We start from the raw sequence: 19,585 nt of genomic DNA on the forward strand, positions 1-19,585 counted from the left end.
CGCGCCGCGACGTGCAAAATTAGAAGGTCGAGGACACTTCCCACTTGGTGATCAGCTCATTCAAGGTGCCGTCGTCCTTCATGGACTGAATGGCTGCGTTGAACTTTTCTTTCAGCTCACCGTCGGATTCACGGATACCCATGCCGACGCCACCGCCCAGCGGTACTTCGTCGCCAACGAAGAGAAGGCCCGAGCCATCTTCGGTGAATGGCACAAGGAAGGATTTGTCGGCCAGAACTGCGTCTGCTTCGCCGTTACGCACGGCTGCGATGGTTTCTTCGGGGCTTGCAAACTCAACCAGAGTTGCACCGGATTCGGCGACATAGCCAGCCTGAATGGTGCCCGTCTGTGCCGCGATCACGCCACCTGACAGGTCAACACCATCGGACATGGCGACATAGGCAGACGGATCTGGCGGCGTGTAGTTCTGAGTGAAGTCGATGACCTCATCACGCTCGTCAGTGATGGACATGCCCGCGATGATCGCGTCGTAGTTGCCCGAAACGAGGTTAGGAATGATCGAATCCCAGTCGTTCTTGACCCATTCGCATTCCAGGTTGGCGCGCTTGCACAGCTCATCGCCCAGTTCACGCTCGAACCCGTCGATCTCGCCCGCGTCGTTGACAAAGTTCCAAGGTGCGTATGCGCCCTCGGTGCCCAGACGGATGGTCTCCGCCATAGCCATACCTGCGCTAAGCGCCAGGGCTGCAGTGGTCAGAATCAGTTTTTTCATTGGATACTCCCCAGTTAGTTTTCTGTCCTGAATTTAAGCCGCCTTTGTGGCGGAGAGAAAGCCCCGAAGTCGCTCGGATTCGGGGGACGTAAAGATATCTTTCGGTGACCCTTCTTCTTCGATCAGGCCATGGTGCAGGAATACGACGTGGCTTGAAATATCAGCCGCCATTTTCATGTCGTGGGTCACAATGATCATCGTACGACCCTCGGCAGCCAAGTCCTTGATCACCTTGATCACTTCCTGTTCCAGCTCAGGGTCCAGCGCCGAGGTTGGCTCGTCGAAAAGCAGGGCTTCGGGCTCCATGCACAGACCACGTGCAATGGCTGCGCGCTGTTGCTGACCGCCGGACAATTGCGCCGGGTAGACGTCGCACTTGTCGCCGATACCGACCTTGTCGAGATATTTACGGGCGCTGTCTTCGACCTCTTTCGGGTCGCGGCCCAGTACGGTCACCGGAGCTTCCATCACGTTTTGCAGAATGGTCATATGGGACCAAAGGTTGAACTGCTGAAACACCATCGACAGGTTGGTGCGGATGCGCATGACCTGCTTTGGGTCGGCTGGACGGCGGTTATGCCGTTCACCTGACCAGCGCACGGGCTCGCCCTTGAACAGTATCTCGCCTTCTTGGCTGTCTTCCAGCAGATTGCAGCAGCGTAAGAGTGTTGATTTTCCGGATCCGGAGGACCCGATCAGCGAAACGACATCCCCGCGTCTGGCCGTAATATCGACCCCTTTCAGCACCTCCAGATTGCCGAAGCTTTTGTGTAGATTTTTGATTTCGATAACTGGAGAGGAATCTGTCACAGGTGGCCCATGTGTTGTCGGTGTTGGTGCGGTACTAGGGCTTAAAAATCGAGGTAATGCAATGCGCAATTGTCATGAATACGTACCGAAAAAGTCAAATCGGCCAATGTTACTCGCCAAATTGATCAGTATTCGCGTTTGGATCGGCTAATCCGGTGTCGGATTGGCGACAGACAGATAGTCGCCCGCTGGAATTTTGATTAGACCGCGAAGATGCAGCATTTTGCGGTCCGAAGCTGACAAATTGTCAATTGCAGAGCGGACAGCGTGGGTGATACCCGGTGCGTCCTGGCCGCAGGCAGTAATGTAGGGCAGGGCGGGTGTCGGTTTTGTCACGTCTACCTCGCGTAAAAAGGTCGAAAGGTCGGAATGCGTTTTGAGCAGTTCCCAGGTTAGCGCATCCAGTGCCGCAAAATCTGCCCGGCCATTCGCCACTGCGTCGGCAGATCGCGCGTGGCCACCGGTTTCAACCGTCGTATTTGGACGGTGTCCGAGCGCAGCCAAATGAACCAACGGCGCTGCCCACCCTGATTGCGAAAGGTGGTCATTGTAGGCAAAAGTTCCAGCCGAAAGCGCGTCCAAATCGCGCGGATCATCCTTTCGCGCCAGGAATATGGATCGGTAGTAGCCGGGCGGGCATCCCTCTAGCCCGTAGTCCGGTGTGCCAACCAGTTGCACCTTGCCATGCAGGCGGGTGCGATATGGCATGCCACAAGTCTGGGTAAAGGTCAGGTCCGGGCTCAGCCAAACGTCCCACATGTCAGCATCACGTGTCAGGTGATCGGGACCGAAGCCCAAGTGAGTCCGAATCAACGCCCAAAAGCGATCGTTGGCGTCTTGCAAAGGGGGCATGTCATACATGCCCAACATCGCGATCACGATTTTGCTGCCTTCTGTCGCGCCAAGGCTGAATCCACGTCACTGACGCCCAGCAAGCTGACGACCAACCGCAACAGCGAGTCCTCTTCGCCGGTACGGTGCCCATCTGCCAGTGCGACCGACCACATTGCCTGCACAACGGCCAGCCGGTCGTCGTATGCTACGGCTTCTTTGATTGCGCGCGTGAAGCGGACAGTATCGGGGGCTTCGGCCTCAAGATCTTCGGCGCGGGCACGTAATGAGGCGGCTTCGAATGGTGAAAGGCCATAGCGTTCGGCGCAAACCCGGTCGATTCGTGCCATTTCGCTGTCGGCATAATCGTTGTCGGATCGGGCGATGCGGACCAGCAGTGCCGTCAGCGCGAGGCGCGCGTCAACTTCGGGAAGAGGGTCGGGGCCGGGCCGCGTGAGCCGGGACAGAAAATCGCTAAACATGGGTAAGATATAAATGGGGCTCAAAGCTCTTCCAAGCGTCTTTGCACCCTTTGGCGTGCAGACTGGCTGTCCATAAAGCTCAACCCCATGGCAATGCGCGCCTCTTCCACGATTTTGATTTCACCTTCGTCCGAGTTTCCATCGGCCAGAACAATCTCCCACAAAGCGTCCAGTGCCGCGAGGCGTTCGTGCAGGTCGGTGGTTTCGCGGATCAATTTGCCGAACGTGTCGGTGTCAGGCGCGGCGGCGTGCAGCTTTTCGCAAGTGGCGCGGACCTTAGCGGCTTCGATCGCGTTATGCTGATAGAGCCGGGCAAGAATCCTGTCGATCAAGCTGATTTCTTCCAACTTATAATCCCGGTCCGCCTGCGCAACGCGAACCATGAGCGCACCCAGAGCAAGCTCTGCATCCGGGTCCGGTAAATTGTCGTGTTGCGGTGGGCGCAGGGCCTGAAAGAACTTCTTTAACATGCCCTGAGGTTATTCCATATTTTGTGGCCCGCCAAGCATCGACTACTCGTCATAGCCTTGAATGATTCCGCCGTTCCTTAAGGTGGCAGAAACACGCTCAGCGCGAACCGCTTGCAGCGGAATCACCCCTGTTGAAGCGCTTCTTTCGCTTGTTCCTGCAGCCAGGCCAACATGTGCCGGTATGGAACGGGACCATAGCTGATCCGGGCTACGCCCAGCGATGCCAGTGTGGTCGTATCAGGGGTTCCGGGCAGGGCGATGATGTTCACGGGCAAGTCCGTTGATTCGCACAAATTGGCAATCATGTCCTTGTCCCTCAGCCCCGGAGCAAAGAAACCGTTGGCACCGGCGTCAGCATAAGCTCGGGCCCTGGCGATTGCGTCGTTTAGCATGGCATCGTTATGGGCATCGGGCTTTGCCTTCAGAAAGATGTCGGTACGGGCATTGATGAACGCCGGTATGCCAGCGGCATCGCATCCTTCGCGCATCGCCCGCACCCGTGCGGCCTGAGTTTCGGTGTCGTAAAGATCACTTGTTCCAATGATTTGGTCTTCGAAGTTAAAGCCGATGACGCCGGACTCCAGCGCACGCTGGGTGTTTTCCGCAACACCCATCTCATCTTCGGCATACGCGCCTTCGAAATCCAGTGTGACCGGCAGGTCAACTGCGGCAACGATCCGGCGGGCATTCTCAAGGGCTGCCTCAATTGGGATGTTCTGACCGTCACCATACCCTTGTGCCATCGCAACAGGGGCACTGCCGGTTGCAATCGCCCTGGCGCCCGCGTCGCGCACGGCACCTGCACTGCCTGCATCCCAGATGTTGTACAAAATAACCGGGTCACCCTTTTTGTGCAGGGCGGCGAAAGTCTCCGCTTGGTTGATCTGTTTGGTCATGGCCGGCCTCCTGTCGCTGTGTTGGCGACAGTTATCCGTGGAAACGGCGGGCACGTATAGTTTCTTTTTACGCTCACCGTCACAATGCAGTGACTTGCCCGCCGTTATACTAGGCGAGAGCTGTCCTTGGCCGCGCGTACGAAATCGCGAAACAGGGGGTGCGGGTCGAACGGTTTTGATTTGAGTTCGGGGTGGTACTGCACACCGATGAACCACGGGTGATCCGACCATTCGACGATCTCTGGCAGACGTCCGTCAGGCGACATGCCTGAGAATTTCAAGCCCGCTTTTTCCAGCTTTTCCCGGTACTTGATATCTACCTCATAGCGGTGCCGGTGGCGTTCTTCGATATTGGTGCCGCCGTAAACTTCGGCCACTTTCGAGCCCTCGGCCAGTACGGCATTGTATGCGCCCAAACGCATGGTGCCGCCTTTGTCGTCTCCAACTTTGCGTTCGACAGTATGGTTTCCCTGTACCCATTCCTTCAAATGGTAAACTACTGGTTCAAAACGCTTCTTTCCGGCCTCGTGATCGAACTCTTCTGACCCGGCTTCGGTGATACCGGCGGCGTTTCTCGCCGCTTCGATTACTGCCATTTGCATACCCAGACAGATACCCATGTAGGGGACCTTGTGTTCGCGCGCATACTGGGCGGCCTTTATCTTGCCCTCCGTGCCGCGCTCACCAAAGCCGCCGGGGACGAGGATCGCGTGGAAACCTTCCAGATGCGGCGCGGCGTCTTCGGTATCAAACACTTCGGCATCGACCCATTCGACCTTGACCTTGACGCGGTTGGCCATACCGCCATGGGTCAAAGCCTCGGCAATCGACTTGTAGGCGTCTTCCAGCTGGGTGTATTTGCCGACGATGGCCACACTCACTTCGCCTTCGGCATTGTGAATACGGTCGCTGACGTCTTCCCACTTCGCCAGATCAGGCTTGGGGGCCGGGCTTATCTGGAAGGCATCCAGTACCGCCTGATCCAGTCCTTCGCGGTGATAGGCCAGCGGGGCGTCGTAGATCGTGCTGAGGTCCTGCGCAGCAATCACACTATCAGGGCGCACATTGCAGAACAGCGCCAGCTTTTCACGCTCTTTCGGTGGGATCGGGCCTTCAGACCGGCAGACCAGAATGTCGGGTGCCAAGCCAATTGAGCGCAGTTCTTTTACTGAGTGCTGCGTCGGCTTGGTTTTCAACTCGCCAGACGCCTTTATATAAGGCAGCAGGGTGAGATGCATAAAGATGCACTGACCACGCGGCTTGTCCTGGCTGAACTGACGGATGGCTTCGAAAAAGGGCAGACCTTCGATATCGCCCACGGTGCCACCAATCTCACACAGCATGAAATCAACCTCATCTTCGCCGATGGCGATGAAATCCTTGATCTCGTTGGTGACGTGGGGGATCACCTGAATGGTTTTACCCAAATAGTCGCCGCGGCGTTCCTTCTCCAGTACATTGGAATAAATCCGCCCTGAACTGACCGAGTCGGTCTTGCGCGCTGCCACACCGGTGAACCGTTCGTAGTGGCCCAGGTCCAGATCAGTTTCGGCCCCATCATCGGTCACGAAAACTTCGCCATGCTCAAACGGTGACATGGTGCCGGGATCCACGTTCAAATAGGGGTCCAGCTTACGCAGACGTACCGAGTATCCCCGGGCCTGCAACAACGCGCCCAGAGCCGCCGAAGCCAGCCCTTTGCCCAAGGACGAAACCACACCACCGGTGATGAAAATAAAACGCGCCATGTTTTTCGGCTGCTCCCGTGAGACGTCAAAATCAGCTGCCCGACGGTTCCGAAAAACCGCTGCATCACGGGACTTCACACATAAAGGATTCGCGCCAAAAGCGCAAGAGAACCGCAAGATGCTGTTGCAGTCCTCTGTAGGGTTTCTAGGTTTTGTGGATCAGTTCGCTTGCGGAATCAAAGGCGCGTTATCGCCTGCTGCCGGCGGCAGAAGATCATTTGCCGGCGGTACTGCAGGGGCGCTTTCTTCCGTCGGGGCCGGGGCGGGGACGCCCAAGCGGTCGATCACCGAGCTGCCCGAAGATTTCTGAGCCGCCAGAATCGTCAGAGTGATTGAGGTTACGATAAAGCAAGCCGCCAAAATCCAGGTCACTTTGCCCAGTGCAGTCGCTGCCGCGCGGCCAGTCATGGCACCACCGCCGCCACCGCCCATACCAAGGCCACCGCCTTCGGACCGCTGCATCAGAACGACGGCGATCAGGCCCAGAGCCAAAAGAAGATGGATGATGAGAACAACGTTTTCCATGGTGGTCCTGTACAGCGTGGCGTGTATCGCGTGGTACTTATGCAAGTTTGCCAGCGGGGGCAAGGGACGAGTTTACATCATAGCACGGGATACCGGGCATCGCATCAAATTGACTGGACAGAGTGGCGGCTGTTAACGCAGGGTGCGGTTCATGCCGCATGATGACCACGATCACCCGCACGCTTTGCTGCCGCCCGAACCCGCCCTGCGCGTAAAAGCGCTTGAGACGATTCTGACCCGAAAGGGGCTTGTTGACCCCGCGGCGCTGGACGAACTCATTGATGCCTATCAGAACAAGATCGGACCGCAAAACGGTGCGCGCGTCGTCGCCAAGGCCTGGTCCGACGAGCAGTTCAAAAAAGACCTGCTGGAAGATGCAACCTCGGTCGTAACCGACTTAGGATTCTATGGCCGACAGGGCGAACATATGGTGGTTGTCGAGAATACGCCCGAGCAGCACAATATGGTCGTTTGCACGCTGTGCAGTTGCTACCCTTGGCCTCTGCTTGGGATTCCGCCGGGCTGGTACAAGTCCGACGCCTACCGCGCCCGTGCCGTGCGTGAGCCGCGCAAAGTTCTGGCAGAGTTTGGTGTCACCTTACCACCGGAGACGGCCGTGCGCGTGTGGGATTCGACGGCGGAAATTCGTTACCTCGTGCTTCCGATGCGGCCAGAAGGCTCAGAGGGGCTCAGCGAAGATGACCTGGTGGCGCTTGTCACCCGCGACAGCATGATCGGCACTGGGCTGCCCAAAGTGCCGACATGACGCGCGTGCACGATATGGGTGGACGGTTTGGGGACGGTCCGGTTCGGCCCGAGGCCGAAGATGCACCGGTTTTCGCCGAAAAATGGCAAGGGCGGGCCTTGGCAGTGACGCTTGCCGCCGGATCATTGGGACAGTGGAACCTTGATGTCACGCGGCACGCACGTGAAAGACTGTCGCCCAAGGATAGTGTTCGGTTCTCCTATTACGAAAGGTGGATTTCCGCACTTGCTGACCTGCTGGTGGAAAAGGGTGTGCTGAGCACGCAAGATTATTCTGACGGAGGCACTGCTGAGCCACATCCACTTTCGTCACGCGCCTTGAAAGCCGAATCTGTTGCCGCGGTCCTTGCCAAGGGTGGGCCGACGGAACGGCCTTTGACTGTGCCGGCACGATTTGAGGCCGGGCAGAGGGTCCGCACGGTGCGCCCAACGGCTAATCGCCTTGTTGATGGTGGCCATACGCGCCTGCCGTCCTATGCATCCGGTGCGGTGGGAAGAATTGTTCGGCTACATGGTGCGCATGTGTTTCCCGATTCAAATGCACACGGTTTGGGTGAGGCGCCGGAACCGCTCTATGCTGTGGCGTTCGCGGCCTCTGAACTGTGGGCGCAACCAGAGCATCCCAACGATGAAGTAGTGCTTGATTTGTGGCAAAGCTATCTGGAGCCGATATGAGCACCTGCGTTACCTATACCGCCCCTGAACCCGCGTTCGCTGAGCCGTGGCACGCGCAGGTGTTTGCTATAACCGTGGCCCTGAACGAGGACGGTCGATTCGATTGGTCCGACTGGGTTGCCCGTTTTTCAGCGACACTCAAACGTCGAGGCCTGGACCGTGAACTGGATGGCGGGGACGACTATTTCAACGCCTGGCTGGAAACGCTGGAACATCTCTTGGCCGAACAAGGCGCGACCGCTCAGGAGGAAATCTCTGATTTCAGGAATGCGTGGGAAGAGGCGTACCTAACAACACCTCATGGTGAACCGGTGAGGTTGGCGCCGCGCGACTAAGGGTGTTGGGTGCATTTTTTGAAAACACACCCTAAGCTATCCGGCCAGGTAGTGACATCTGGGTAAGGGCGGGAACTGCGGCGAATTATCGGTTTCCCTGCCGCTTTGTCCCCGCTATACGAGCCGGGTTTGATAATTCAGCGCAAAAGGACCGGATATGGCCAATGTGGTTGTTGTCGGCGCCCAGTGGGGTGACGAAGGAAAAGGCAAGATCGTCGACTGGCTAAGCGAGCGGGCAGACGTCATCGCGCGTTTCCAAGGTGGACATAACGCCGGTCATACTCTGGTCATTGATGGTGAGGTTTACAAGCTGCACGCATTGCCATCGGGCGTCGTGCGCGGCGGCAAGCTGAGCGTCATCGGAAATGGCGTTGTGCTGGACCCCTGGCACCTGATCAAAGAGATCGAAACGATCCGTTCGCAGGGCGTAGATATCACGCCCGAGACACTGATGATCGCCGAAAACACACCTTTGATTCTGCCATTCCACGGAGAACTGGACAGGGCGCGTGAAAACCAGAACTCGGTTGCGAAGATCGGCACCACCGGGCGCGGTATTGGCCCATGCTACGAAGATAAAGTCGGTCGCCGCGTTATCCGTGTCGCTGATCTTGCCGATGAAGCGACGCTTGCCCTTCGCGTTGATCGCGCGCTGGTCCACCATAACGCGCTCCGCAATGGTTTGGGGCTTGAACCCATCAATCGTGATGAACTGATTGCATCGCTAACCGAGATTGCGCCGCAAATCCTGCAATACGCCGGACCCGTCTGGAAGGTCATGAACGAAAAGCGCAAAGCCGGAAAGCGTATCCTCTTTGAAGGCGCACAAGGCGCACTTTTGGACATCGACTTTGGCACCTATCCGTTCGTGACATCATCCAACGTGATTGCCGGACAGGCCTCGACTGGTGTTGGTATCGGCCCGGGATCGATTGATTTTGTTTTGGGTATCGTGAAAGCCTACACAACCCGCGTGGGTGAGGGTCCGTTCCCAACCGAGCTGGACGATGACGATGGCCAACGCCTGGGTGAGCGTGGGCATGAGTTCGGCACTACGACCGGCCGCAAGCGCCGATGCGGTTGGTTTGACGCCTGCCTTGTGCGCCAGACCTGCGCCACTAGCGGTGTCAACGGTATCTCGCTGACCAAGCTGGACGTGCTGGATGGTTTCGAAACGCTGAAGATCTGCGTGGGATATGAACTGGACGGTGAGCGATTGGACTATCTGCCCACCGCGGCGGATCAACAAGCCCGCTGTACGCCTGTCTATGAGGAAATGCCGGGGTGGAGCGAATCCACCGAAGGCGCGCGCAGCTGGGCAGATTTGCCAGCCAACGCCATCAAATACGTGCGCCGTGTTGAAGAACTGATCGAATGCCCTGTGGCCCTTTTGTCCACCAGCCCGGAGCGGGACGACACCATCCTGGTGACCGACCCGTTTGCTGACTGATGAGCGATAAGGAAAAACCCGGCCTGAGCTACAAGGCGAGGCGGCGATGGTCCCTGGTGTTGCTTCTGATCGGGCTGCCGATCTATATCGTGGCGGTTGTGACGATCGTGAACCGGCTGGACCGGCCTCCGATCTGGCTGGAGCTGCTGGTCTATATCGGGCTGGGCATTCTTTGGGCGCTGCCGTTCAAGTTTGTTTTCAAAGGTGTTGGGAAAGAAGACCCGGATAAGAACGGGGATTGAGTTTCAGGCTTGGGGATTCACAAGCCTCAATTATAAAAATGCAGTCCTTGGCGGGAGCCTGAACAGGCGTAAAACAGTCCGACACTGATGCAGTCAAGTTTGCGGCCGTGTAAAACCACCGGCCAGGTATCTTTGGACTTTTCGTAATCGGCCCGTGCGCGGGACGGGGGCGAGCGGTTTGCGAATGTGCATTCGCGCGCAATCGTTTCTAACGATCCGTTTTTGCATTACATGCTTAAAAAGGCTGTCAGGGGAATCTAGAAGACGCCCCTGTCAGACAACGGCTCGCAAATCGTTGCCATGTATCAATGCGCGCACCCTATAAATATCGTCTTTGAGTTTTTCGTTGCGCCAGTCCTCTTGAAATCGTTCAACCGACAGCAGGCCATCAGCGTCAAATTCGGGATCAACGGTGGCCAAACGGCGCGTTGCGCGCTTCAATCGGACGTCATCATCCAGATGTAATGCGGCAGCAGCCCTGTACGCGGCGGCACGGCGGGTGATACGTGGAAATGCTGTCGCTGCGCTATAGCAGGCCTCCCAGTTGCCCAGGACGTAATGTGCGATCACTCCTACCTCGCGGCAGTACTCAGGAAGAAACGGATCGAGCTCTTGCGCGCGCCGCTGAAATTCAAGCCCCGTTTCACCATCACCCATGTAGTTATGAACATTTCCAGCATGGGCAACTATGTAGGCATGGTTCGGCGTAATCTCGAGCGCGCGGGTGAAATGGTAAAGGGCGCTGTCAAAGTCTTCCTTGTAAAGAGCCAGTGAACCCATGATCCTGTGGACCTCAGCATCGTCGCTGTCCAATTCCAAAGCACGGCGCCCCATCGACCAATAGTGATCCACATCGTTGACACCAAGCCATTCGTCGCGCGTTGCCACAGCGCAGGCCAACCATGCCTGTGCCCGACCGAAATTGGGGTCTTTCTCCAAAGCCTTTTCAAGCCACGCCATCGCTTCTTCGGCATTGTCGCGCGTGACGCCGCCCATTCGATGATGGTGCAGGCCGCGCTTTAGGCAGTCATAGGCTGCCATGTCTTCAGTTGGTTTTGCGCGGGCTGTTTCCTCGGCCTGTCTTTCAACGCGACCGGCCACCGCAGCCGCAATTTTTGCGAGCATGTCATCCTGAACGTCGAAAAGGTCATTCACGTCGCAATCATATTTTTCTGACCAAACCTGTTCTTTGTTGATGCCGTCAATCAGGCTTGCTGAAATTCTCACGCGCGCGCCAAACACGCGCACACCGCCCTCGATACTGTAGCGCACACCGGTTTCCTTACAGACTTGTTCTGATGGAGCATCCCGTTTCGCCAACGAAAAACTGGCGTTGCGTGAAATTACAAAAAGCTCCTTAAAGCGCGACAATTCCGTAATTAAATCTTCGGTAAATCCGTCGGCGAAGTAGTCCTGTTCGGCGTCTGCGCTGCGGTTTTGGAATGGTACGACAACGACGCCGTTGTCACGTTGAGACTGCGCCGTGGGTTGGGTAAGGGTGGTTTCTTGCGCCAGCATGCAACTGTGTATGCCAAGGTCCCCTTCAACCGAATAAAGCTCGACGGGATCATCAATGTTTTTCAACTGACGCGGACCAAGCTTTTTGAACCGGACCTGGGCGCCGCGTTTTGCTTGCTCGAAAACCGTTTGTGAAACCAAAACACCGCCGGGTTCAGCCTCGGCTTCGATACGCGACGCGATGTTCACACCGTCGCCAAGAAGATCTTCGCCATCCGCTATCACATCAGCAAGATGAATTCCGATCCGAAGTTGCAGCCCAATTTGCTGAGCGTTATGGGGGGCGGCCAGTTCGCGCTGTAACTCAAAGGCACCGCGCACGGCCGAAACGGGGCTGGTAAACTCAGCCAAAGCGCCGTCGCCAGCCCAGCTGATTATTCTGGCACCATGACGTTCCGCCTGTTGGCGCACAATTTTGCGCAGCCGTTTCAGGCGCACTATTGTGTCTTCCTCAGAACGCTGCATCAGCGCCGAGTAGCCAACGACATCTGTGGCAAGTACCGTAGAAAGGCGGCGTTCCATTTCGGCCTTCATCTTCGCTCCTCCCACAAGCGACGATTTATACCACAATTGTCTAAATCGACCTAGTTACCCATTTGTTCGTCAGGCCTGATCCGAGTTTTTTGATTTGATGTCCGGATATTTGCAGACGGTCACAAAGCTTCTCAGCCCGTGCGTCGGGCCAATGAAGGCCAGCTAAAGATCGCACGAGCCATTGCGTGATACTCTCCGGAAATCTCTTCTGCCACGCTGAGGGGGGTGGGCCATGGTGCCGTCAGTGTCGCCGCGACCTGCCCGGTGACAAGGCTTAACTCGGCATCGTGCTTGGCCGCAAGGCGTCGCATTTTTTGGTTGGTTGCAAGGCACAGCAAGTGAACCTCTCGAATACCGCGATTGCGGGCCGCAGTGATGATCCGCGACAACAAGGCGTCGCCAATGCCTCGATCCTGCCATTCGGCTTCGACCGTAAAGGCGGCCTCGGCAATCTGGGTTTCTTTACCCGGTACCAGCCGCAGTTCTCCCACGCCTCGCAGACAGGAATCAGGAAATGCGCCGAAAACCAGCGCGGAATTCTCAAAAATCCCGGCAAGATAGTCCTGCACAAAGGCGGTACTGACCTGCGTGCCGAACCGTGCTGCTAGCGTATCGCTGCCCAGACTGTTGAAATGGCTTTCTATCTTTGGGCGATCGTAAATTCTGAGACGTCGTATCGGAAGTTCATACATGGCCTGGCCTTTGCTTGAACAGCGCGTGACAAACCGATCACGGTACGCCCATTCATAACATCTTTCTGCGATGCAGCATAGCACAGGCAGTGTGATCGCTGCAGCAAAATGGGGCAGTGAGGCGTATGTGCAAAAAAAATGAGCCAGGGGTTTTCCCGGCTCATTAATTCGCAAATTATTCAAAAATTAACCGGCTGCGCGCTCGTCATCTGGGCGGAACCCAATCTCGGTCGACGCGGCAAAGCGCCCCCCGCCGGCCTTTTCGATTTTGCCATCACGCAGCAATTGCCCGAAGGAACGCAGGCTTTCTTCGCGATTGAAGTTATCCTGCTTCAACGAGCGGATTTTGTTCATCAGTTGTGGGCGCGAAAACTGCTCCTGTCCTTCGATAAAGGAAAGATAAGCTGCGGCAGCCTCTAACAGGTCGGGCAGGGACTGCGCGCCCTGTTCCTCGGCGAATTGCGCAAAGCCACCTTCTTCGGTTGCCTCGTCTTCGGATTCGGATTTTACGCGACGGGGGGTAACCGGCCCACTTTCACCGGATTGGTTGTCGATCCGCTGTTCCGCGACCAGTTTCAGTGGGGCAGAGGCATCGCTGCTTGGGCGTTTGCTTGTGACCTGAATTTCCGGACGGCGAGGGCTGACGACCGATGACAGGTCACCGCGATACCCCTGTTCATCGCTTTTCTGAACCTTGGTCCCTGCTTCACCTCGCTCAGCCTCGGTTGCTGCCACGGCCGCGCGCAGGTGCGTGTAAGCCTCACGCTGATTGGTGGTGTCGGGATCGTTCAGCTGTTCACCGGCTTTGTCCATAAGGCGTGACACATCCCGATCCAAGTCAGCGTCCTCGGTAGCAGACATGGATGAGCGTTTCGCCAGAACAGCTTCTACACTGGCAATCTCCTCCAATAGGTCAATCTCATCCTCTTCGGTTAGGACACCGTTACTGACTGCGGCTGTGATTTCCTCCTCATGCTCGCTGTCGGTGAGGATATTTGGTTCTTCGTCAGCTTCTGGTTCGTCTTCTTCGGATTCCTCGAGGTCCGAGAACAACGCGTTGGACGCAACGGTTGATTCTTCGGCCTCATCTTCCGTAGCGGTGTCCGCAACCTCGTGTTCCGAGTCTTCGGGTTCGCTTTTCAAAACCGCGGCTTCGGGTTCTTCGGGTTCTTCGGTTTCCTGCGTTTCCAGCTCGGATTCGATTGGTTCTTGCAGTTCGTCCTTCAATTCATCCTGCACATCGCCGTGTGCCGTAACCGGCTCAGTGGTATCGGGTGTGCTGTCCAGATCTGCCGGCTCTAACGAACCAGCCGCAAACGCCGCAGCGACCGCATCCGAGGGACCCGCGCTTTTTACAAGGGTTGTCTCTTCATCCTCGGTGTAAATAACCGAGTTTTCCTCAGAATGCGAAACAACCGCCCGGATACGCTGCAACTTGGCGGCAATGCTGTCGGCGGCTGGTGCAGGGGTGTCATCGACTGCCTCGGCCTCGGGAGAGGTGGGCTGAGACGGCGGTGGTGTGTCGACAACGTTCAGACCCGGTGCGCTGGCGGCAGGTTGCGATGCATCGGGTTTTTCGGAGGCGCGGATCAAAAGGCCGGAATCGTTCTGACTGGCTTCGACCCTGCGGGATATGTCGCGCTGAGCGATCCGTGTCAGCATTTCGGCGTCGGGTTGCGGGGGTTCAGAACCAAAGTAACGATCATCCGCCGCGAGGTCGCGAAAGTACTCGGCAATCGCTTTCATCGTCTCAAAGGAATCATCAAACCCTTCCAAAGTGCACGAGAAGGTTCCATAGGAAACGGTTAAGACCTTGTTATTCTGTACCATCAGACGCACGTCCTTTACAAACTACGAGAGCCACTATAGCCGACAGCGGGCACATTAATGGCTCGGAACTCTCTGCATGAACCTATCATTTTGTGGTCTCAATGTGTCCAAATCCGGGAAAAATGATCAATCTTACGAAAAATAAGCCGATTGTGCGGTCTGACGAGCCAATCGCGCTGATTGGTGGCGGTCAACTGGGACCTGATGACTTAAATCTGACGCTGATTCGCGTCAACACTGTCGTGGCAGCCGATCGTGGCGCGGTGCCGGTGATGGATTCGGGTCTCATGCCGGATGCGGTTATCGGTGATTTTGATTCGCTTGATGGGGCCTATCGTGACCGTATTCCGGCAGACCGCCTGTTTCCGATCTCCGAGCAGGAAAGTACGGATTTTGACAAGACACTGCGCAATGTCGTAGCGCCGTTGGTTCTGGGCGTCGGGTTCTTGGGCGGCCGTTTGGATCATCAGCTTGCGGTGCTGAACTCTCTGGTCCGCCTTCCAGACCGTCCTTGCATTTTGCTTGGTGAACGTGAGGTCGTGTTTCATGCGCCGCCGCGGATAGAGTTGAATCTGACACCGGGTGACGTCGTTTCACTGTTTCCGTTTCAGACTGTGACTGGCCGCAGTCGGGGTCTGGAATGGCCTATTGACGAGTTGGTGCTGGAACCAACTGGCCGCGTTGGTACCTCAAACAGGGCGCTGGCAAAGGTAGAGCTGTCGGTCGATGCGCCCGGGCTTTTGATGATGGTACCGCGCGACGCTCTGGACGAGGTTATGCGGGCGTTTCTGTCGGGGCAGACCGGGCAATGGCCCGCTCGCGCAGAATGACATACAGCCCGGCGGTCACGGTGATTCCAATACCTATAGCGGCGAGCCCGTCGGGCAGGTCGTGAAAGATCAGCCAGCCGAACAGGGTGGCCACGGGGATTTCCAGATACTGCATCGGCGCCAACGTGGCAGAGGGCGCGTAGCGCAGCGACCATGTCATCAGCAGATGTGCTAACGTACCCAGAAGACCAATTGCACACAGTAGGAAATAGCTGTCGGGGTGGGGCGCACTCAGGGATATAGCCCATGTGTCGCTAAACGAGCCAACCAACAAGACCGGCAACATCAGCACGGTTGCAATGACACCTGATACGGCCTGTAAGGCAATCGGGTCGGTCTCTTTTGCGATCTGGCGTGTGACCAGCATGAACAAGGCAAACACAAGCGCAACAACCAACGGTAAAAGGGCTGCAATACCCACCTCTGCAAAGCTGGGCTGGATGACCAGAAGCGTGCCGGAGAATCCTACGACGCAGGCGATCAGACGGCGCAGCCCAACCTCTTCGCCCAAAACGTATTTGCCAAGGATCAGCATTATGAAAGGCATTACGAAGGCGATGGCGATGGCATCGGCCAGCGGCAGGAAAAGCAATGCACTGAACATGGCGGAAATACCGATGATGTGCAGCACGGTACGAATGAAAGTGAGTCGTAATATTCGCCCGCGCATACGCCAATTGCGCCCGGTCAAAGCGACGAGGGGGATTAGTACCAGAGCCTGAACGGCAAAGCGGACGAAAACCAGCATGCCGATAGGAGTCGTCTCGCCCAAAAGCTTTGCCATTGCATCGCCGAGCGGTGCGAGGATGCAGAAGCCAAGCATCAAGGAGATACCAAAAACGGGACGATCCTGTGTCATGGTCGCGACGCTAAGCCTTTTGTCTGTCGGTGGAAAGTGGTCAGACGCTCGCGAGCCCGGGCAGCCTCCATAGGGCAGGGCGTCGCCTGACACCAATCAATTCACCTGTTGCGCAAGCGCCGGATTCAAAATCAGTCACCCCTGCATGCAGCTCGAAACTGGATGAGAATGACTAACATGCGCGGGAAATTCTTCACGAATGCCTTCTAGCGTCAGCAATTGGGTACATTCACCGCAAGACCGCCCAGAGACGTCTCTTTGTACTTCTCATTCATATCTTGCCCGGTTTGCCGCATGGTTTCGATCGCCGCGTCCAGGGGCACAAAATGCTGACCATCGCCACGCAGCGCCAGTGAAGCGGCCGAAACAGCCTTGATTGCGCCCAGCCCGTTACGCTCAATGCACGGCACCTGAACCAATCCGGCAACCGGATCGCAGGTCATTCCCAGATGATGTTCAAGCGCGATCTCTGCGGCATTCTCAACCTGTTCCGGGGTGCCGCCCATCACGGCACAAAGTCCTGCCGCAGCCATGGCCGATGCACTGCCAACCTCGGCCTGACATCCGGCTTCTGCGCCCGAGATTGAAGCATTGAATTTGACCAGCCCACCAATAGCTGCTGCGGTCAGCAAAAAGTCTTCGATATGCGACTCCGACGCCCCCGGCACGTGGTCAAGATAATAGCGCAACACCGCCGGAAGCACGCCTGCCGCGCCATTGGTGGGGGCCGTCACCACCTGGCCGCCGGCTGCGTTTTCCTCGTTCACCGCCATGGCATAAACGCTCATCCAGTCGTTGATCGTGTGCGGCGCGGTCAGGTTCATGCCACGTTCAGCCAGGAGCGCGTCATAGATTTTCTTGGCACGACGACGGACTTTCAAACCTCCGGGCAGGATGCCATCGGTCGTCAGGCCACGCTCGATGCAATCATTCATGACCTGCCACAAACGGACCGAGCCTTTTGCGAAACTCTGGGCGCAGCCACGCGAAATCTCGTTGTCACGTTTCATTTCCGCGATGCTTTTGCCGCTGGATTTCGCCATTTCAAGCATTTCGGCCGCGGACTTGAAAGGAAAAGGAACCGGTGCACCTTCATCGGTGGCGGCACCGTCGTTCAGCTCTTCTTCGGTCAAAACAAACCCGCCGCCGATCGAGTAGTATACCTGACGCAGGATGACGTCACTTTGCGCATCAGTGGCCATCAGGATCATTCCGTTGGCGTGACCGGGCAGGGTGTGTTCGTAGTCGAAGACCAGGTCATCTTTCGGGTTGAACTTCAGGATTGGCAAACCCTCGGGCGCTACTGAGTGCGTTTCGGCAATCTTGGCCAACGCGGCTTCGGCCTTATCGTTGTCATAGGTTTCAGGAACAAAGCCGGCCAACCCAAGGATTGTGGCGCGGTCGGTTGCGTGGCCCACCCCGGTGAACGCCAACGAGCCATGCAGCGACCCGCGCAGCCCCGCAAACTCAAACGGTGACGCGCGCATTAGGTCCAAAAAGCGCGCGGCCGCCACCATCGGTCCCATTGTGTGGGACGAAGACGGGCCAATGCCCACTTTGAACATATCAAAAACTGAAAGAAACATGTCAGGTAGCCGAGCCTTCTACAGGGTTAGCGTAACTTGGAGACGTGAAGGGAGTAACCCCCAACCCTTCGGCTGCAACAGCAGTACGGGTTGCGGGGCGGGTTTCCAACTGCATCAGTATTCTTTGCAGATAGGGTGTGTCGGCCAGTTGAAACCAACTGCGGTCAGATTTGGCCGGATAGAGTGCCATCCAGCGCATTTGACAGGCCAAATAATAGGTCAGGACCGAAGGTTGATCTGCATGCAACCAAAATGGCGTGGTTCTGGCCACGCCATCCAGAACGCGCAGATGTTCGCGCAGACGCGGGCGAATGCCGGTGCGCAAGCTCTCCGCATGCTGGGGGTCGATGTATTTTTCTGCATAAAAAAGGATGCGAAGATCTGCGTGCAAAGTGTTGGATGCAAAGAACAACCATTTGAGAAATGCGGCCCGGTCCGGGCTGTCTGGAGCGGGGGCCAGGCGCGCATGCGTATCTGCCAACCAAAGCAGTATCGCAGCTGTTTCAAAGATCGGCCCTTGCGGGGTCTCCAATACGGGGATCAATCCGTTCGGGTTCAGCGAACGATAGGCCGCGCCGTTCTGTTCGTTCTGGCGGCGATCCACCAGTACGGTTTCATAAGGCAGCCCCAACTCTTCCAATGTCAGTCTGATCACGAGCGAAGCGTTGTCGGGGGCGTAGTGCAGGCGATAGGGCTCTTTCATAGCGACTGTTTATAACGAGGCGATCAGGGCGAAAGTCTTGATTGCGACGTTTCCCATCGGAAACGCGTATTTCTTCGCATGTTTGCGGCCAACGGGGGTGAATTGGCTCTCGCAGTTGGCGGGCGCATTCCCTATAAGTCCGGCAGTAACAGAGGGAAAGGCTGCTATGACCCGGGATCTGTCGCCCATAGACAAAGCCAAATATAACGCCGCACGACGCGCTGCCGACATGGTGCAGGACGGTATGCGGGTCGGCCTCGGCACGGGTTCAACCGCTGCCTGGATGGTACGCCGCATCGGCGAGCGGGTGCAGAATGAAGGGCTGCGTATCAAAGGTGTTCCGACATCGACCCGTACGGCGCAACTGGCCCGTGAGGTCGGGATCGAGGTGGTCTCACTGGATCAGGCTGGTTGGCTGGACCTGACAATCGACGGGGCGGATGAGTTTGACGGCGAACTGAACCTGATCAAAGGCGGCGGCGGTGCGCATCTGCAGGAAAAGATCGTTGCCACAGCCAGCGATCAGATGATTGTCATCGCTGATGCCGGTAAAGAGGTTGAAACGCTGGGTGCGTTCCCCTTGCCGGTCGAGGTTATCCCCTTTGGCTGGCAAACCACCCGCACCCTGATCGAAGAGGCGCTGGACACAATGGATGTTCTTGGTACCTCGGCCAAGCTGCGCATGAATGGCGAAGCGCCGTTCGTGACGGATGAGGGTAACCACATTCTGGACCTGCATTTGCAGCGCATTGGAAATGCGCGTCAGTTGGCGCTTGTGCTCAATCAAGTGCCCGGAGTGGTTGAGAACGGCTTGTTTATCGACATCTGTGACAAAGTTGTGATCGGCCACGGCGATGGTCGGGTCGAATTGCGCGACATTAACGCCGGAACAACGGAAATGGACAAGCTAGGCGACGGTGGGGAAAACCTTTTTTCGGATTTGGCGGACTAAGGAAAAGCCGCGGTGCCAAGCGCTGAAAACGCAAGCATCATCGGCCAGCTATCCCGGATGTAGGGTGCGCGCAGTCCGTCGACACAGAATGAATTGCAACTCTTGAAGTCGACCATATC

General features: G+C 56.8%; 21 protein-coding genes. 7 read left to right on the plus strand and 14 right to left on the minus strand.

Annotated features, from left to right (window positions below):
• Positions 1-19: 19 nt before the first annotated feature.
• The 8 genes from AVO44_RS06805 to secG all read right to left on the minus strand — a co-directional run bounded on the left by AVO44_RS06805 (position 20) and on the right by secG (position 6,495).
• Entirely contained in the window at positions 20-733 is a 714-nt protein-coding gene (locus tag AVO44_RS06805) for a transporter substrate-binding domain-containing protein (protein ID WP_068334420.1), read from the minus strand.
• A gap of 33 nt (positions 734-766) precedes the next feature.
• Entirely contained in the window at positions 767-1,543 is a 777-nt protein-coding gene (locus AVO44_RS06810; RefSeq protein WP_068334421.1) for an ABC transporter ATP-binding protein, read from the minus strand.
• Positions 1,544-1,690: 147 nt separating this feature from the next.
• Positions 1,691-2,422 carry a phosphate/phosphite/phosphonate ABC transporter substrate-binding protein gene (locus AVO44_RS06815; RefSeq protein ID WP_068334422.1) on the minus strand — a complete coding sequence of 244 codons (732 nt, stop codon included), beginning with the start codon at positions 2,420-2,422 and terminating at the stop codon, positions 1,691-1,693.
• Positions 2,419-2,856 (minus strand): tellurite resistance TerB family protein, encoded by a 438-nt coding sequence (locus AVO44_RS06820; protein ID WP_068334425.1) that lies wholly within the window; start codon positions 2,854-2,856, stop codon positions 2,419-2,421. The genes AVO44_RS06815 and AVO44_RS06820 overlap by 4 nt, the downstream gene beginning before the upstream one ends.
• Positions 2,857-2,876: 20 nt before the next feature.
• The gene (locus AVO44_RS06825) at positions 2,877-3,326 is read right to left on the minus strand and encodes a tellurite resistance TerB family protein (RefSeq protein WP_068334428.1); all 450 of its coding nucleotides are present in this window, start codon (positions 3,324-3,326) and stop codon (positions 2,877-2,879) included.
• A gap of 122 nt (positions 3,327-3,448) precedes the next feature.
• A complete protein-coding gene (locus tag AVO44_RS06830) occupies positions 3,449-4,222 on the minus strand; it encodes an isocitrate lyase/PEP mutase family protein (RefSeq protein ID WP_068334431.1) in 774 nt (257 codons plus the stop codon).
• Positions 4,223-4,326: 104 nt separating this feature from the next.
• On the minus strand, positions 4,327-5,970 hold the full coding sequence (locus AVO44_RS06835; protein WP_068334434.1) for a CTP synthase: 1,644 nt from the start codon (positions 5,968-5,970) through the stop codon (positions 4,327-4,329).
• Between the two features lie 159 nt (positions 5,971-6,129).
• Complete coding sequence (gene secG / locus AVO44_RS06840) at positions 6,130-6,495, minus strand: preprotein translocase subunit SecG (protein WP_068334438.1); 366 nt, start codon at positions 6,493-6,495, stop codon at positions 6,130-6,132.
• A gap of 151 nt (positions 6,496-6,646) precedes the next feature.
• On the opposite strand from secG, the gene nthA reads away from it, so the two are divergent.
• From nthA to AVO44_RS06865, 5 genes are all read left to right on the plus strand, one after another.
• Positions 6,647-7,261, plus strand: a complete 615-nt coding sequence (gene nthA, locus AVO44_RS06845) for a nitrile hydratase subunit alpha (RefSeq protein ID WP_068334440.1) — start codon at positions 6,647-6,649, stop codon at positions 7,259-7,261.
• Positions 7,258-7,935 carry a nitrile hydratase subunit beta gene (nthB, locus tag AVO44_RS06850; protein WP_068334442.1) on the plus strand — a complete coding sequence of 226 codons (678 nt, stop codon included), beginning with the start codon at positions 7,258-7,260 and terminating at the stop codon, positions 7,933-7,935. The genes nthA and nthB overlap by 4 nt, the downstream gene beginning before the upstream one ends.
• Positions 7,932-8,270 (plus strand): nitrile hydratase accessory protein, encoded by a 339-nt coding sequence (locus tag AVO44_RS06855; RefSeq protein ID WP_068334444.1) that lies wholly within the window; start codon positions 7,932-7,934, stop codon positions 8,268-8,270. Before nthB ends, AVO44_RS06855 begins: the two co-directional genes overlap by 4 nt.
• A gap of 157 nt (positions 8,271-8,427) precedes the next feature.
• On the plus strand, positions 8,428-9,720 hold the full coding sequence (locus tag AVO44_RS06860; RefSeq protein ID WP_068334446.1) for an adenylosuccinate synthase: 1,293 nt from the start codon (positions 8,428-8,430) through the stop codon (positions 9,718-9,720).
• Entirely contained in the window at positions 9,720-9,962 is a 243-nt protein-coding gene (locus AVO44_RS06865) for a DUF2842 domain-containing protein (protein WP_068334449.1), read from the plus strand. Before AVO44_RS06860 ends, AVO44_RS06865 begins: the two co-directional genes overlap by 1 nt.
• Positions 9,963-10,235: 273 nt before the next feature.
• Here AVO44_RS06865 and AVO44_RS06870 read toward each other — a convergent pair whose 3' ends face one another.
• The 3 genes from AVO44_RS06870 to AVO44_RS06880 form a co-directional block, all read right to left on the minus strand.
• Complete coding sequence (locus AVO44_RS06870; protein WP_068334452.1) at positions 10,236-12,014, minus strand: adenylate/guanylate cyclase domain-containing protein; 1,779 nt, start codon at positions 12,012-12,014, stop codon at positions 10,236-10,238.
• A gap of 131 nt (positions 12,015-12,145) precedes the next feature.
• Entirely contained in the window at positions 12,146-12,706 is a 561-nt protein-coding gene (locus tag AVO44_RS06875; RefSeq protein WP_068334454.1) for a GNAT family N-acetyltransferase, read from the minus strand.
• Between the two features lie 186 nt (positions 12,707-12,892).
• The gene (locus AVO44_RS06880; protein WP_068334456.1) at positions 12,893-14,536 is read right to left on the minus strand and encodes a hypothetical protein; all 1,644 of its coding nucleotides are present in this window, start codon (positions 14,534-14,536) and stop codon (positions 12,893-12,895) included.
• A 122-nt stretch (positions 14,537-14,658) separates the two neighbouring features.
• On the opposite strand from AVO44_RS06880, the gene AVO44_RS06885 reads away from it, so the two are divergent.
• On the plus strand, positions 14,659-15,366 hold the full coding sequence (locus AVO44_RS06885) for a thiamine diphosphokinase (protein ID WP_068334459.1): 708 nt from the start codon (positions 14,659-14,661) through the stop codon (positions 15,364-15,366).
• Here AVO44_RS06885 and AVO44_RS06890 read toward each other — a convergent pair.
• The 3 genes from AVO44_RS06890 to AVO44_RS06900 all read right to left on the minus strand — a co-directional run bounded on the left by AVO44_RS06890 (position 15,311) and on the right by AVO44_RS06900 (position 18,514).
• Positions 15,311-16,225, minus strand: a complete 915-nt coding sequence (locus AVO44_RS06890; protein WP_068334465.1) for a DMT family transporter — start codon at positions 16,223-16,225, stop codon at positions 15,311-15,313. The two genes, AVO44_RS06885 and AVO44_RS06890, sit on opposite strands and share 56 nt — an antisense overlap.
• A gap of 212 nt (positions 16,226-16,437) precedes the next feature.
• Positions 16,438-17,811: an L-serine ammonia-lyase gene (locus tag AVO44_RS06895; RefSeq protein ID WP_068334470.1), complete on the minus strand. Its 1,374-nt coding sequence runs from the start codon at positions 17,809-17,811 to the stop codon at positions 16,438-16,440.
• Between the two features lies 1 nt (position 17,812).
• Positions 17,813-18,514 carry a glutathione S-transferase family protein gene (locus AVO44_RS06900; RefSeq protein WP_068334472.1) on the minus strand — a complete coding sequence of 234 codons (702 nt, stop codon included), beginning with the start codon at positions 18,512-18,514 and terminating at the stop codon, positions 17,813-17,815.
• 166 nt (positions 18,515-18,680) lie between these two features.
• On the opposite strand from AVO44_RS06900, the gene rpiA reads away from it, so the two are divergent.
• Positions 18,681-19,466 (plus strand): ribose-5-phosphate isomerase RpiA, encoded by a 786-nt coding sequence (gene rpiA, locus AVO44_RS06905; protein WP_068334474.1) that lies wholly within the window; start codon positions 18,681-18,683, stop codon positions 19,464-19,466.
• Positions 19,467-19,585 lie beyond the last annotated feature (119 nt).

It is taken from the genome of Ruegeria profundi, from assembly GCF_001507545.1.
Taxonomy (GTDB): domain Bacteria; phylum Pseudomonadota; class Alphaproteobacteria; order Rhodobacterales; family Rhodobacteraceae; genus Ruegeria; species Ruegeria profundi.